The sequence below is a fragment of the Glutamicibacter sp. JL.03c genome, from assembly GCF_025854375.1.
Taxonomy (GTDB): Bacteria; Actinomycetota; Actinomycetes; order Actinomycetales; family Micrococcaceae; genus Glutamicibacter.
Genome location: NZ_CP107575.1, coordinates 2122674 through 2136778, shown reverse-complemented (window position 1 = coordinate 2136778; position 14105 = coordinate 2122674). Strand labels below are relative to the sequence as shown.

12 protein-coding genes are annotated in these 14105 nt (G+C 57.7%); 5 read left to right on the top strand and 7 right to left on the bottom strand.

From position 1 onward, the window contains the following. Window positions 1–277 precede the first annotated feature (277 nt). Window positions 278–520 carry an RDD family protein gene (locus OF385_RS16650; RefSeq protein WP_319019073.1) on the top strand — a complete coding sequence of 81 codons (243 nt, stop codon included), beginning with the start codon at window positions 278–280 and terminating at the stop codon, window positions 518–520. A 70-nt stretch (window positions 521–590) separates the two neighbouring features. Here OF385_RS16650 and OF385_RS09850 read toward each other — a convergent pair whose 3' ends face one another. The 3 genes from OF385_RS09850 to lipB form a co-directional block, all read right to left on the bottom strand. Continuing rightward, a complete protein-coding gene (locus tag OF385_RS09850) occupies window positions 591–1343 on the bottom strand; it encodes a DUF4191 domain-containing protein (protein ID WP_264275226.1) in 753 nt (250 codons plus the stop codon). Window positions 1344–1511: 168 nt separating this feature from the next. Next, window positions 1512–2510: a lipoyl synthase gene (gene lipA, locus OF385_RS09845; protein WP_264275225.1), complete on the bottom strand. Its 999-nt coding sequence runs from the start codon at window positions 2508–2510 to the stop codon at window positions 1512–1514. A 32-nt stretch (window positions 2511–2542) separates the two neighbouring features. Then, entirely contained in the window at window positions 2543–3190 is a 648-nt protein-coding gene (lipB, locus tag OF385_RS09840) for a lipoyl(octanoyl) transferase LipB (RefSeq protein WP_264275224.1), read from the bottom strand. 309 nt (window positions 3191–3499) lie between these two features. Between lipB and OF385_RS09835 the strand changes: the two genes are divergently transcribed. Next, a complete protein-coding gene (locus OF385_RS09835) occupies window positions 3500–4804 on the top strand; it encodes a serine/threonine protein kinase (protein ID WP_264275223.1) in 1305 nt (434 codons plus the stop codon). 71 nt (window positions 4805–4875) lie between these two features. Here OF385_RS09835 and OF385_RS09830 read toward each other — a convergent pair whose 3' ends face one another. From OF385_RS09830 to OF385_RS09815, 4 genes are all read right to left on the bottom strand, one after another. Beyond that, on the bottom strand, window positions 4876–5226 hold the full coding sequence (locus tag OF385_RS09830) for a hypothetical protein (RefSeq protein WP_264275222.1): 351 nt from the start codon (window positions 5224–5226) through the stop codon (window positions 4876–4878). Between the two features lie 109 nt (window positions 5227–5335). After that, complete coding sequence (gene sucB / locus OF385_RS09825) at window positions 5336–7072, bottom strand: 2-oxoglutarate dehydrogenase, E2 component, dihydrolipoamide succinyltransferase (protein ID WP_264275221.1); 1737 nt, start codon at window positions 7070–7072, stop codon at window positions 5336–5338. 115 nt (window positions 7073–7187) lie between these two features. Next, on the bottom strand, window positions 7188–8567 hold the full coding sequence (gene lpdA / locus OF385_RS09820) for a dihydrolipoyl dehydrogenase (protein WP_172511114.1): 1380 nt from the start codon (window positions 8565–8567) through the stop codon (window positions 7188–7190). A 284-nt stretch (window positions 8568–8851) separates the two neighbouring features. Next, window positions 8852–10363: a leucyl aminopeptidase gene (locus OF385_RS09815; protein WP_264275220.1), complete on the bottom strand. Its 1512-nt coding sequence runs from the start codon at window positions 10361–10363 to the stop codon at window positions 8852–8854. 259 nt (window positions 10364–10622) lie between these two features. Between OF385_RS09815 and OF385_RS09810 the strand changes: the two genes are divergently transcribed. The 3 genes from OF385_RS09810 to OF385_RS09800 all read left to right on the top strand — a co-directional run bounded on the left by OF385_RS09810 (window position 10623) and on the right by OF385_RS09800 (window position 14031). After that, complete coding sequence (locus OF385_RS09810) at window positions 10623–11582, top strand: proteasome assembly chaperone family protein (RefSeq protein WP_264275219.1); 960 nt, start codon at window positions 10623–10625, stop codon at window positions 11580–11582. After that, window positions 11582–12844 carry an MFS transporter gene (locus OF385_RS09805; RefSeq protein WP_264275218.1) on the top strand — a complete coding sequence of 421 codons (1263 nt, stop codon included), beginning with the start codon at window positions 11582–11584 and terminating at the stop codon, window positions 12842–12844. The genes OF385_RS09810 and OF385_RS09805 overlap by 1 nt, the downstream gene beginning before the upstream one ends. 146 nt (window positions 12845–12990) lie before the next feature. Further along, window positions 12991–14031, top strand: coding sequence for a DUF4192 domain-containing protein (locus OF385_RS09800; protein WP_264277894.1), 1041 nt, complete (start codon window positions 12991–12993; stop codon window positions 14029–14031). The last annotated feature ends 74 nt before the right edge of the window (window positions 14032–14105 follow it).

The following is a 14105-nucleotide window of genomic DNA, read 5'->3' as shown; positions in this document are numbered from 1 at the left end:
ACTGACTTGGAATCTTAGCGGCCTAAAGCGGAGGAAATTATCGACCCCGAGCATGCACAGAAACCATCGATAGACTGGAACCGTGGAAAGAAAAGACTTTAGTTCGTGGCTTGAAGGCCCGCCACAGCATAACTCGCAGGAATGGCCTGGACAGGACCTAGGGCGACCGGAGAAGGGCCCTGGCTCCATAGGGCGTTTCCCTCGCAGGATCGGCGCGCTCTGCATCGACTGGGGACTGTCAATGTTGCTCAGCTGGTGGCTTTTTAACCTGAACGACTTGGCGACACTCTTGCTATTCTGCCTAGGCCAGATCATCGGCGTGGGTTTCACCGGTCACACCATCGGGCACCGAACCTTCGGCCTGCAGGTCCAATCCATGGACGGCACTGCAGTGAAGCCGTTGCAAGGGCTTGTCCGTTCGCTGCTACTTTGCTTGGCGATTCCTGTTTTCATCACCGACAAGGATCAGCGTGGACTTCATGACCGGCTGCCCAAGGCCATTCTGGTGAACATCAAATAATGCAGCAATTTCAGGACAACGAAGAAGCCGCAACAGGAAATCCTGTTGCGGCTTCTTCGTATCTGAGTTCCTAGCGTCCGCGGGTAGCGCGGCGGTTAGGCCGAACGCGGTTCGGGTCTACTCCCTTAGGGATTGGCAGGCGGTTTGCGGTCAGCGTGCTCAAGCGCTTGTCGATAGCGCTGACTTCGAGCTTGGTAATGGACTTAGGAAGCTTCTTCATTTCCTTGCTTACATCTACCAAGCTGGTCTGGTCCTCGTCCTGACCGGCGTTGATGACATGAACAGGAACGTTCGGAAGAACACGCGCAATGCGCTTGCGCTCGGAGGTGACCAGTTCACGAACTCGTGACTTAGGTCCTTCGGTGACCAGAACGACGCCTGGACGGCCGATAGCAAGGAATACCAAATCCTGGTGACGGTTATACGCGACAGGCTCCTGCTTGAGGATCCATCCGCGACGCAAGACGCTCATGGCAGCGCCTGCAGCGCCTGGGCGTCCTTCTAGCTGAGAGAAGGCCGCTTTTTCTGCGCGGCGGGACATGATGAACATCGCCGCAAGAAGAGCTAGCGGAATGGAAATGATCAACATGGTGATCCAGTTGTTGATCAAGATGCCAATGACCAAGCCGACTGCGATTACCGCCAAGGCTGCCAGTGCCATCCACCAAACGACCATAGGGTCGTTGCGGCGCGTCATCTGGAAGACTTGGCCGATTTGCTTCAGTCGACCTGGTTCTTTGTTCTTCTTCTCAGCTTTTGGTTTACGCGAAAACAAACCGCGCTTTGGTTGCGCGGCAGCGTCGTTGTCGGAGTTTTTGGCCATAGTGCCTTAATTCTACGCGATGTTGCCCATAGATCTAACTTGCGCCAGATCTGGACAGAAATTTGTAATGCTTGTGACGCGGGAAAATGGGCAAACGGCCCCGCAGCCACACGGTGTCATGCACCAATTGGCTGCGAGGCCGAAGTCCGGTTGTGCTTCAAATGATGATTACTTGATCAGCGAAGCAGCTTCCTGGCGGGTATTGCCGGAGGACTCGATCTGCGAAAGCGCCTCAGGAATTTCGCGTCCCTTCTTGCGCATGGCACCAGCCCATAAACGGCCAGCGCGGTAGGAAGAACGAACCAATGGGCCAGACATGACGCCGGCGAATCCGATTTCTTCGGCTTCCTGCTGCAACTCAATGAATTCCTGCGGGGTAACCCAGCGGTCCACTGGAAGGTGGAGATCGGTCGGACGCAGATACTGGGTCAGAGTCAACAAGTCGCAACCGGCATCGTACAGGTCGCGCATGGCCTCGGAAATCTCTTCTCGGGTTTCGCCCATGCCAAGGATCAGATTCGACTTGGTGATCAGTCCGCGCTTGCGGCCGTGCGAAATGACATCCATGGAGCGGTCGTAGCGGAATGCAGGGCGGATGCGCTTGAAGATGCGTGGAACAGTCTCGACGTTGTGCGCGTAGACCTCAGGCTCTGAATCGCAGATTGCGTCCAGGTTCTCAGGCTTGCCGCTGAAATCCGGAATCAGGAGCTCCACGCCAGTGGTCGGATTCATCTTGTGGATCTGGCGGACGGTTTCCGCATACAGCCACACACCCTCATCTTCGAGGTCATCGCGGGCTACACCGGTCACAGTCGCGTAGCGCAGATCCATCTTCTTAACGCTCATCGCGACCTTGAAAGGTTCGGAGCGATCGATGGGGGATGGCTTGCCCGTGGCGATCTGGCAGAAATCGCAGCGGCGGGTGCATTCGGAACCACCGATGAGGAAGGACGCTTCGCGGTCCTCCCAGCACTCGAAGATATTTGGGCAGCCGGCTTCTTCGCAGACGGTGTGCAAGCCTTCGGACTGCACTAGGTTCTTGAGGCCAACGTATTCGGGACCAATGTTCAGCTTGGCTTTGATCCACTCGGGCTTGCGCTCCACGGGTACGGCGGCGTTGCGCTTTTCAACGCGAAGCATACGGCGGCCTTCAGGTGCGACGCTCATTATCGACTCTTTCTTTCGGAGGGAATGATTGTCTAGACGACTTGTGGGGTGAGGAGACGTTCGAGTTCGGTCTGAACCCGGTCGACAACATCTCCGGGGGTTACGGTGCGGCCCAGCTCTGCCGAGATGGTGGTGACGCCAGCATCAGTGATGCCGCAAGGGATGATCTGCTCGTAGGCTCCCAGATCGTTGGAGCAGTTTAGGGCGAAGCCATGCATGGTGACTCCGTGGCTGATGCGAAGTCCAATCGCCGCGATCTTGCGGTCCTGCTCGCCGTTTTTCCCGGGGACCCAAACACCTGAGCGGCCTTTGATCTGGACGGTGGGAATGCCCATATCGCTGACGACATTGATCAGCGCCTCTTCGATGGTCTCAACATAGAGACGGATTGCACTCATTTTGCGGAGCTTGACGATCGGATAGCCGACCAACTGCCCTGGGCCATGCCAGGTGAGCTTTCCGCCTCGATCCACATCGACGACGGGGGTTCCGTCCAGCGGTAGATCTTCTGGTTCAGTTCGTTTACCTGCGGTATATACCGCTTCGTGCTCTAGGAACAGGACTCTCGGGGACTGCTCGTCCGCGGCTACCGCATCATGCAGCTGGATCTGGTAGTCCCAGGCTTCCATGTAGGGCACAAATTTTGAGCCTAGTCCGACTCGTTCGAATTCGATCGCCATGAGGGTTACCCTACGCCGTTGTTTCGCTCGTCGCTAATTCGGTTGAGAAGGTCTTACCTGTGGACAACGAACTTGTATTTTCGGTTTTTGATCTACAACGGAGCTATGGATGAATCAACAAATGCTCTAGCGTGGCCCACGAGCCCGGGACATGTCACAGTTAGACCATTAAGCACCAAGTCACCATGTAAAGTTTGGCTGATCCGAAGGGAGAGTGATCAAACTTACATGGTGCTAAAACTCAGTTTGACTTTGGAGGATGTCGCTTCGCTACGGCAAAGCCCGGTCGCCCAATCGAGGAAATATGTCGTGGATTTTTACGGCACGCTAGCGACTCAATTGGGCGATGGCCTGATCATGGAATATTGCCCGGGCGGGAGCGTCGGCGATCTGGTCAACAGCCGCGGGGTTTTCAGCCTCGGCGAGTGCATTACCGCACTGGCGCCGGTGGCCCAGACGTTATCGATCATGCATGCCGAAGGCACTCGTCATGGCGACATCTCACCGGCCAATGTGCTGCTGACAGCCAGTGGGATGCCGAAAATCATTGATTTTCAAGAGACGGCATCGCAGTCAGAATGGGTATCAGGTGCCGGGACACCGGGATTCATGGCACCGGAAGTAAGCCCGGGTGGTCGAGAGCACGCGACAGGGGAGCAGGACGTCTATTCACTGGGTGCCTGCCTATGGTTCCTCCTGAGCGGCAAGCCCCCAGAGCAGGAAATTCTTAGGCCCCCTGTGCAGGTGCAATTTCCGGCCCTGCCGGAAATCATCCAGGAGCTCTTGGTTGAGAGCCTCGATTCGGATCCGCGGCTAAGGCCAAGCGCTGAACAGTTCGCGAGAACATTATTTTCCAGTGCCAGCGCCGAACCGATCAGGTGGGAAGGCCATGTATCGCCTGAAGCTACCCATTTGATGGAAACCATCCATCCGGGAACCCGGGAGCCATCCAGCCGACGAGGGCGCAAAAATCCGAAACCCGCTGGGCAGCCGTCACCAGCCGATGAACCGGTTGATACCTGGCCGATTCATCCGCTTCGGCCCACCCCGGGAGCGATGAAACTCGTAGGGGCTGCTGTGCTCGGCCTGGTCGTGGTGGCCGGCAGCCTCGTGGGTGTCAATCATCTGCGAGCCGCTACGGCCTCGGACGCTACCAATGAACCAACTGTTGCCATCGAGCCTTCATGCCGAATCGATGACATGGCCAGGGGCCCGGCGTGTGCCCTGCAGCAAGACACTGTAGTGTCTGCGTTCCTCAGCCTGACCAAACAGCGTGATTGGGCGATGTCAAAGTTATCCAGTGGTGATTTGAAAGCCATTTATTCTTCTGGCGCGGAGCAACTGCAGCGGGATCAGGAAACCATCGCGACGCTGCGAGAATTGGGTTTGCGTTTCGAGGGGCTGCAGACGCAACTGACGAATGTTTCGATTGAGGCCAGGGGGCAGGGGAACACCGTGGTCCTGTCGGCCGATTCCAGCCAAAGCCAATACCATTATGTGGATCGCAAAGGCCGACAAATACATACGGTGAAAGCCACAACGGCCGAACGCATTGAGATCGAGCTTGTGCTCTCGAAACGCGGGTGGCGAATTGGCAATGTTCTTCGGCATTAAACGAAGAAACCGCAATCCGCAGCGTGCTCAATGCTTGCGGTTGCGGTTCCTTCTGCGGTTCCTCGTGCGGATTAGGACCAGAGAGTTGCTACGGCGATGTTGATAAAGGCCATGCCGCCCACTGCGTGGGCAATGCCGGTCGAAACTTCCTCTCCGGCCTTGATCTTTTTGCGGCCAATGAAGGCTGCTACGGCGATGACAATTGCGATAACCAGCTTGACGCCGATCTTTGCGTGATTGACCGGGTCGGTGCCAGCCTCAGCAATACCCACGAGTGCCAAACCGGTCACCAGCTGCACGAGGGCACCGTACCACTGCCATACATTGACTGTCGGGGTCTTGAAGTTAGCTAGCCAGCCACCGAAAATCGCGGCTGCACCCAGAATATGCACAAATACCAAAATGAGTTTCAGGAATTCCATAGTCCTAGCCTAATCTAAATTCGACTGAACGTAGAAAAGCGACGATCGCCCCCGCTGAATCAACATCAGCGAGGGCGATCGTTGCTTTGCCTAGAGGCCTTTCGGGAGCTTACAGTCCCAAGTCTCCCTCGAAAGCGCCACCCTCAAGGCGAGCCTTGACGGTCTGCAGGAAGCGGCCTGCGTCGGCGCCGTCAACCAAGCGGTGATCGTAGGTCAGGCACAGGTACATCATGTGGCGGATGGCAATCGAATCGTTGCCGTCGGCGTCGGTGATGACCATCGGGCGCTTCACGATCGCACCGGTGCCCAGGATGGCTACCTGAGGCTGGTTGATGATCGGGGTGTCGAACAGTGCGCCAACGGAACCGATGTTGGTGATCGAGAAGGTGCCACCGGACAGCTCATCTGGACCGATCTTGTTGCTGCGGGTACGTTCAGCAACATCGGCGATGCGCGATGCCAGGCCCGCCAGGTTCAGATCGCCTGCGTTCGAAACGACTGGAACCAGGAGGCCCTTGTCGGTATCGACAGCGAATGCCAGGTGCTCGGCATTGTGGTAGGTGATCTGCTGGGTCTCTTCGTTGTACTCAGCGTTCAGCTTCGGGTGAGCCTTCAGGCCTTCGGCAACTGCCTTGGCGATGAATGGCAGGTAGGTCAGGTTCACGCCATTGGTGGCCTTGAAGCCAGCCTTGGCCGAACCGCGCAGCTTCACGATGCGGGTCATGTCGATCTCGTGGACCTGGGTCAGCTGAGTCGAAACGTCCAGCGACTCGCGCATGCGGCGGGCGATGACCTGACGGATGCGTGGAGCCTTTTCGGTGGTGCCGCGCAGCGAGGAAGCCTCAACCGCAGGGGCAGCTGGCTTAGCTGCAGCAGGAGCGGCAGCAGGAGCAGCAGCTTCCTTGGCCGCAACGGCGTCGAGCACGTCCTGCTTGCGGATGCGGCCGCCAACTCCGGTGCCCTTGACCGATGCGATGTCGATGTTGTGCTGGTTTGCAAGTCGGCGAACCAGCGGGGTTACGTAACCCGACTCGTTGGTCGACTCGGCAGCAGGTGCTGGAGCTGGAGCGGCCGGAGCCTCTTCCTTGGCAGGTGCAGGTGCAGGTGCAGGAGCAGCAGCAGGAGCTGGTGCGGCAGGCGCGGCTGGAGCGGCCGGAGCCTCTTCCTTGGCAGGTGCAGGAGCAGCAGCTGGTGCTTCTTCCTTGGCTGGAGCAGCAGCAGGAGCAGCGCCGGCGGCACCGATTACTGCGAGAACTGCGCCAACTTCGGCCGTCTCGTCTTCAGGAACGCGGATTTCCAGCAGGGTGCCGGCAACTGGGGAAGGAACTTCAGTGTCTACCTTGTCGGTGGAAACTTCGAGCAGTGGTTCGTCAACGGCGACTTCCTCGCCAACTTCCTTCAACCAGCGGGTGACGGTACCTTCGGTCACCGATTCGCCCAGTGCAGGCAGGGTGACTTCGGTGCCCGAAGCGGAGCCAGCAGCAGGTGCAGCCGCAGGTGCCTCTTGCGCAGCCGGTGCTTCTTCAGCGGCCGGAGCAGCAGGTGCTTCTTCCTTAGCTGGTGCTTCTTCGGCAGCTGGCGCGGCTGGAGCGGAATCGCCCGAACCGGAACCATCGCCGATGCGTACTAGAGGCGCGCCAACTTCGGCGTCCTCGTCTTCTGCGACAAAAATTTCCTCGATTACGCCAGCAACCGGCGAAGGAACTTCAGTGTCTACCTTGTCAGTGGAAACTTCCACCAACGGCTCGTCTACCTCTACACGGTCGCCAACCTGCTTCAGCCAGCGGGTTACCGTACCTTCGGTAACGCTTTCACCCAGTGCGGGTAGGTTTACGGTTTCAGACATCGTCCCGTATCTCCTTGGTTTTTAAATCTGGAATTGTGGTTGGAGGCAGCGCCTCCGAGCTTTGTGCACTAGGCAGCGCGTTGTTCAACGCGCTGCCTAGTTGAGCCATAAGCTGTTAGCCGTGCAGTGGAGCACCGGCGAGAGCCATTGCGGCTTCGCCAAGGGACTCGTTCTGAGTTGGGTGAGCGTGGATCAGCTGCGAAACATCCTCTGGGTATGCTTCCCAGTTGACGATCAGCTGAGCTTCGCCGATCTGCTCGCCGATGCGACCGCCGATGCCGTGAACGCCCACGATTGGGCCGTTCTTGACGCGGACCATCTTGATCAGGCCGCTGGTGCCCAGGATCGAAGACTTGCCGTTGCCAGCCAGGTTGTACTCAGTGGTTTCGATCTGGTCTGCACCGAACTTCTCCTTGGCCTTTGGCTCGGAGTAGCCCACCGAAGCGATCTCAGGCTCGCAGAAGGTCACCTTCGGGATGTTGATGTCCTCGATGATGGTTGGCTTCAGGCCGTGGATTTCCTCGGCAACGAAGCGACCGTGCTGGTAACCGCGGTGTGCCAGCTGTACACCGGGGACGATGTCGCCAATGGCGTAGATGTTGCCGACGCCGGTGTGCAGGCGCTCGTCGGTGATCACGAAGCCGCGATCGATGGTGATGCCTTGCTCCTCGAAGCCCAGGCCTTCGGTGACTGGACCGCGACCCACCGCAACCAGAACGATGTCTGCTTCCAGCACGTTGCCGTCAGCCAGGGAGACCTTGACGCCGTTGGCATCCTGCTCGACCTTTTCGAAGAAGACGCCGGTGTTGAACTTGATGCCGCGCTTCTTGAAAGCACGCTCCAAGGTCTTGATGATGGCTGGGTCTTCGTTTGGAACCAGCGAAGGAAGGCCTTCAACGATGGTGACATCGACACCGAAGGAGTTCCATACTGAAGCGAACTCGACGCCGATGACGCCGCCGCCGAGCACGATGGCGCTCTTCGGCAGGTCTTCCATGTTCAATGCTTCGGTGCTGGTCAGTACGCGGCCGCCGATTTCCAGACCGAAGGTCTTGGAGGTGGAGCCGGTAGCCAGGATGATGTACTTGCCCTTGTATACGGTGCCATCAACGTCGATGGAATCCTGGGAGACAAGACGGCCGTTACCGGTGATAACGTTGACCTTCTTCATCTTGAGCAAGCCCTGCAGGCCCTTGTGCTTGCCAGCAACAATGCCTTCCTTGTACTTGCGCACGCCAGCCAAGTCGATCGACTCGAGCGTGGTGTTGATGCCGTACTTGGCACCCTCGCGAGCGTTTTCAGCCAACTCTGCCGCGTGCAGGTAAGCCTTGGTTGGGATGCAGCCGGTGTGCAGGCAGGTGCCGCCCAGCTTTTCCTTTTCAATCAATCCAACCGTGTAACCCAGCTGGATGGCACGCAATGCTGCCGAGTATCCAGCGGATCCACCGCCGAGGATGAGGACATCAAATTCTTGCGTTGCTGCCGAATCGGCCACGTGAACGCTCCCTCGTATTCGCTAAGTGTGGCCGGCTTTGGCCGACCAGGGGATCGGTCGCAGATCATTGGGAGCATGACGCTTGTTGGCGCGCACCATTGATCCACGGTGATGTTTCAAAACTTACCTTAGTACCGCCAACCGGCCAGAGTCACCTTCGCGGGCGTAAAAGTCAGGCATGTCTCTTATTTTCATCCTGTCCCGGCGCCAAACTCAGGTGCGAGTTGATGCCGGGGATCAGAATTGCTGTTGCACTGCCACCTGGTTAAGCAGGCGAGCGGTCCTTATTTTGCGGCGAGCTGCTCGGCATAAGCTACGAGCGTGCGAACCTGCGACCCGGTGCCGTTCTTCGGGGTGTAGCCCCAAGCGCTGCCCTCATTGAATGCAGGGCCGGCGAAGTCGATGTGTGCCCAAGGGATCTTCTTTCCGTCGACCTCGCCAACGAATTCCTCCAGGAAGACTGCAGCGGTCATCATGCCGCCCATGCGCTCACCGATGTTAGCCAGATCGGCAACCTGCGACTCGATGCTTGGACGCAGTTCTTCGGGCAGCGGCATGCCCCAAGCCAATTCGCCAACCCGGTCCGAGACGGCAACAAGGTCGTCGCGTACTTGCTCATCGCCCATGATCCCTGCGGTCCGCAGGCCCAGGGCGAGCATCTGCGCTCCGGTCAGGGTAGCAATGTCGATCATGACATCCGGCTTTTCCAAACTTGCTGCCGCGAGGCCATCGGCCATGACCAAACGACCCTCGGCGTCGGTGTTCAGCACCTCGACGGTCTTGCCGCCGAACATGGTCAAGACATCGCCCGGACGGGTCGACGCGCCTCCTGGCATGTTTTCTGCCAGGCACAGCCATGCGGTGACCTTCACGTTCAGGCCCAGCTCCGAGACGGCCGCGATAGTTTGGAATACCGCGGCAGCGCCGGACATGTCGGACTTCATCGCGTGCATGCCGGCAGCTGGCTTCAGCGAGGTGCCACCGGTGTCAAAGGTGATGCCCTTGCCGATGAGTGCAATGTGCTTGGTTGCCTTGGCGGGGGAATACTCGACCTTGACCATGCGAGGCTGGCGAACTGAACCGCCGCCAACACCGAGCAAACCGCCAAAGCCGTCCTTGGCCAAACGCTTCTCATCCAATACCGTGACCTTCAAAGGCAAGGACTTGGCGTAGTCCTTTACTGCGGTTGCGAAGGATTCAGGATAGAGCAAGTTTGCCGGCGCATTGATCAGGTCGCGGGTGCCACGCACGGCACGCCCGAGGATGGCCGCGCGCTTGAGCACTGCCGGAAGATCTTTGGACGTCGCAACCGCGGTGGCGATCTGCGCATCGGTTAAAACCGGCTTGTCGCTCTTCTTCGAGCGCTGGTTTTCATAGCGGTAGCTGCCCAAGGCGATGCCTTCTGCAATCGCGGCAACCCGCTCAACGCTGTCTGATGGCAGCGCGAAGATGGCGGACTTGGCATTGCTAAGCTGTCGCGCGGCCGAGCCGGCAGCACGGCGAAGCTGCTCATCGGTGAGGTCGGCTAGTTCCTCGACGCCCAAACCAATGAACTGCAGGACCTTTGCCTTTGAACCCTCTACGCCTGGAAGCAAGGTCACTTCGTCGGCCTTGCCGGCGGCTCCCAGTGCGGTCAGCGACTGCTCAAGCGACGAGGTTGTTTCCGCGGTGAATGGCGAAGCGACGATGGTTGCTTTTCCGTCGTTCTTCAGTACACCCAAAACCAGAGTATCGGCGCTCTTGCGTTTAATGTCGGTGCCAATGGCGCTCAAAGTGAGATCACTTGAGTTGATCACAAAATCATTCCTTCTGTGCCTTTGTAGGGTCTAAGGTCGTGAATTCCGGAATGGTAGTCCGGAAGGTAGTGCATGCTCGTGGGCAACGCATCTGCTACTTCCGATGTTATCTGAGGATTCGGTTCATGGTGCGTCACTTCACAGCGAGCGTAAGTGCAGAAGCGATAGTATGTACTATCGCTCTGCTTGCAGGGTGCCAAGCAGTGTCTAGTGGCGCTGAACTCGGTATTTAGACAGTTCGGCATTGAATGAGGAGAAAATGTCCAAGCAATCGTTGATGACGATGGTCGCAGACGACTTGGACGATTCACGTCTACAGGGACTGGGAATGTACGTCCTGCTCAAGTCCATGAGCGACGCTGGGAATACCCATTCACAGGTGACCAACGAACTATTCGGGCGCCTGGACTCCCAGCTTTTTGCCACTTTCGATGCCGATGAGCTGGTTGCCTACACCTCCCAGCGACCTCGACTGACTTTCCTTGGCGACCACTTCGCTGGATACCAGGCGCCGCGCATCGAAATCTATTTGATGACTGACGAAATGGACCGCAATTTCTGGTTCCTTACCGGTGTGGAGCCGGACCTCAAATGGGAACGCGTCATTTCGGAGCTTCTACGTTTCATCGAGGCCTTCAACGTTTCCCTGGTCGTCGGGTCGGCATCACTGCCGATGCCGGTTCCGCACACGAGGCCCGTTGGCGTGACAGCGCACGGAAACCGCAAGGACCTCATCGAGAACATCTCCACGTGGAGCCCAACGGTCGAGTCGCCGGCGGGGATTACCTCGCTGCTCGAGATCCGCTTGACCGAAGCGGGACGTGACATCGTGGGTTATTCCTTGCACACTCCCCACTATCTTGCCGAGTCTGAATATCCTGCGGCGGCTGTAGCCACTTTGGAATATGTTGGTGCTGCCCTCAAATTGGCCCTGCCGACCGATAAGCTCCGCGAAGCTGGACGCTTGGTCGACCAGCAGCTGGCTGAACAGCTTGAGGCCAACAATGACGTGCGGCAGATGGTTGATGGGTTTGAAGAGCGTTTCGATGCCCACGTGCAAGAGCACGAGCCACGTTCCTTGTTGCTCGATGAAGACAAGCAAATGCCAGGCGCCGAGGAACTCGGCGCTAGCGCCGAGCACTTCCTGGCAGCGATTGAAAACACCGATGACTGGTTGAGGAACGGACACGACGAGCCGTCATCGGGTGATCAAGACTAGTGAGTCAACAGCACCTGAATTCGACCAAATCCTGGTTCGTTTATGGCTTTGCCGTCCTCGCCTACATTTCTGCAATATCCCAGCGCACCAGTTTTGGCGTGGCAGGCATTGAAGCTACAGAGCGTTTTCACGCGAGTGCTCAGATCCTTGCGACGTTTTCGGTAGTCCAGCTCATCGTTTATGCCGGGGCGCAAGTGCCCGTCGGATTGCTCTTGGACAAATTCGGCCCCCGCATCCTGATTACCTGTGGCGCCTTGCTGATGTCTGCAGGCCAGGCTTTCCTTGCCATCTCGGTGAATGTTCCGATGGGACTGGTCGGTCGAGTCATGGTGGGCATGGGCGACGCGATGGTCTTCGTTTCGGTCCTGAAACTGCTGCCGCTGTGGTTCTCAGGTTCGCGAATACCGATCCTCACCCAGCTCACCGGAACCTTCGGTCAGCTTGGACAGCTGATCAGCATCTTTCCATTCCACATGATGCTGTTGAACGTCGGCTGGTCGCCAGCGTTCTCCGTGATGTCAGGTTTCGCGTTCGCCACGTTTATTACCACCATCGCTTTTGTGCGCAATGGGCAAAGCTGGACTGGAGGTGGCCAAGGTGGGCACTCCTCGCGTTCGCGAATTGCGCAGGCGTTGAAGCAGCCAGGCACTCGACTGGGGTTCTGGACGCACTTCACGACCGCATTCATGATTAACACCTTCATGATGACCTGGGGCTATCCATTTCTGGTTGAAGGGCAGGGTCTAGACAGCTCGCTGGCATCGGGTCTCATGTCGATATTCGTGGTCGTCGCCGTCATGCTGGGGCCAATGCTCGGCGCCTTGACAGCACGCCGTGCGGAACACCGCTCCAACTATGCGCTTGGCATCATCGGTTTGATGCTTGTGATGTGGGCTGTAGTCCTCTTCTGGCCTGGGCAGGCACCGTTGTGGGTGCTCATTGTCTTGATGATCTCCGTGGCAGCCGGCGGTCCGGCATCGGTGATTGGGTTCGATTTCGCTCGTACTTTCAACCCGCCAAATGTTCTGGGCACGGCAACCGGTTTGGTCAATACTGGCGGCTTCATCGGGGCATTCATCACCATCTATGTCATCGGGTTCATTCTCGACATGCTGAACAAGGCCAACGGCACTTCGGGCGAGCTCTACAACCTCGGCTCGTTCAGGATTGCACTGTCGGTGCAGTTCGTCATGGCAGCGATGGGCATCGCTTTCATGTTGATTGAACGCCGCAAGGCCCGTCGTTTCCTAGCAGAACAGTAGCTGCCGGTCGTTGCCGCAGACAGTTCTCCACAGCTGGTGGCGAGCGACACTCATTGAAGGTAGTTCCGATGCACCTTTAGTGCATGACAACTACTCCAGAACGACAGCCGATTTCGCTGTCCAGCTACAAAGACATATTGGCCTATGTGCCACACGCGTTGGGATTTCATCCGCGTAATTCGGCTGTCCTGCTGCTCATCGATGACGACCGACTCGAGGCAACCCTCCGGGTGGACCTGCCCCCAACCGATGAACACCCCGATCTCAAGATCTGGATCGCGCAAGTCGTCCGCTTGCTGCACCGTATTCCGAACATCGAAGATGTCGCGGTGGTCATTTACGCCCCAGAAAATTCGAGGAACCATCAGTGCATTCCCCTGGCAAATCTCGTGTCAGGACTGGAAGCTGCCTTAGCCCAACATGATGTCCGCTTTCGACATGCGTGGTGCCGGCAGGGTTCGCGAATCTGGAATTACGACACTGCAGATGGCTCGGACGTGCAGGAAATGCCTGCTCTCGATACGAATGAAACGAACCTCTCCATGGTGTTTGCGGGGTCGTCGCCCTTGGACCAGCCATGGGATGGCAGTGGAGTCCCGGAGTGGCCGAATACCGACGAAGTCCTTCACCTCGTAGAGGATCATGTGGCCAATATTGTCCTGTCGCTCGAAGCGTGGAATGAGTCGGTGAGCAGGCCAGCCGAGGAATCAACAGCTGCTTTGCATGCAGATCCGCGCAGGGCGGCTATGCATGTGGGGTCGTTGCAAACAAAGCTAGTGAGAGACCTGCTGCCGTTCCTGGCAGGGGAGGGCATCGAAAGCGCGCTCGATACGGTTTTTGGCATCTCTATCGACGAAGGAGACGCGGCCATCGCTCCTTTGTCGGACTTCTTGCTGGGTCGTGGCTGGTACGCGCCGGACTGGCAACGGGTGGATAGGTTATGGGAAGTGTGCCGGGACCTGCTGGGAGTAGCCCAAGGCGAACCGCGACAGGCACTGCTGTGTATTTTGGCTTGGATTGAGTGGGCTCGTGGCAGGGGATCGATGGCTTTGGTGCTCTTGAACCAGGCAATCCTTGAAAACGAGACGTATGAATTGGCGAGGCTGCTTCAGAAGCTCATGGAGCATGGCGTCATGCCCGCATGGGCTACTGATCAATTGCGAGCCTGGCGTGCCAACTTTTCCTGAAAGCCGAAGCGCGGGGTGTCTCAAGTGGTGTCGAGGTGGTAATTCATGGATAATGAGATAACAGACCCGGTTAG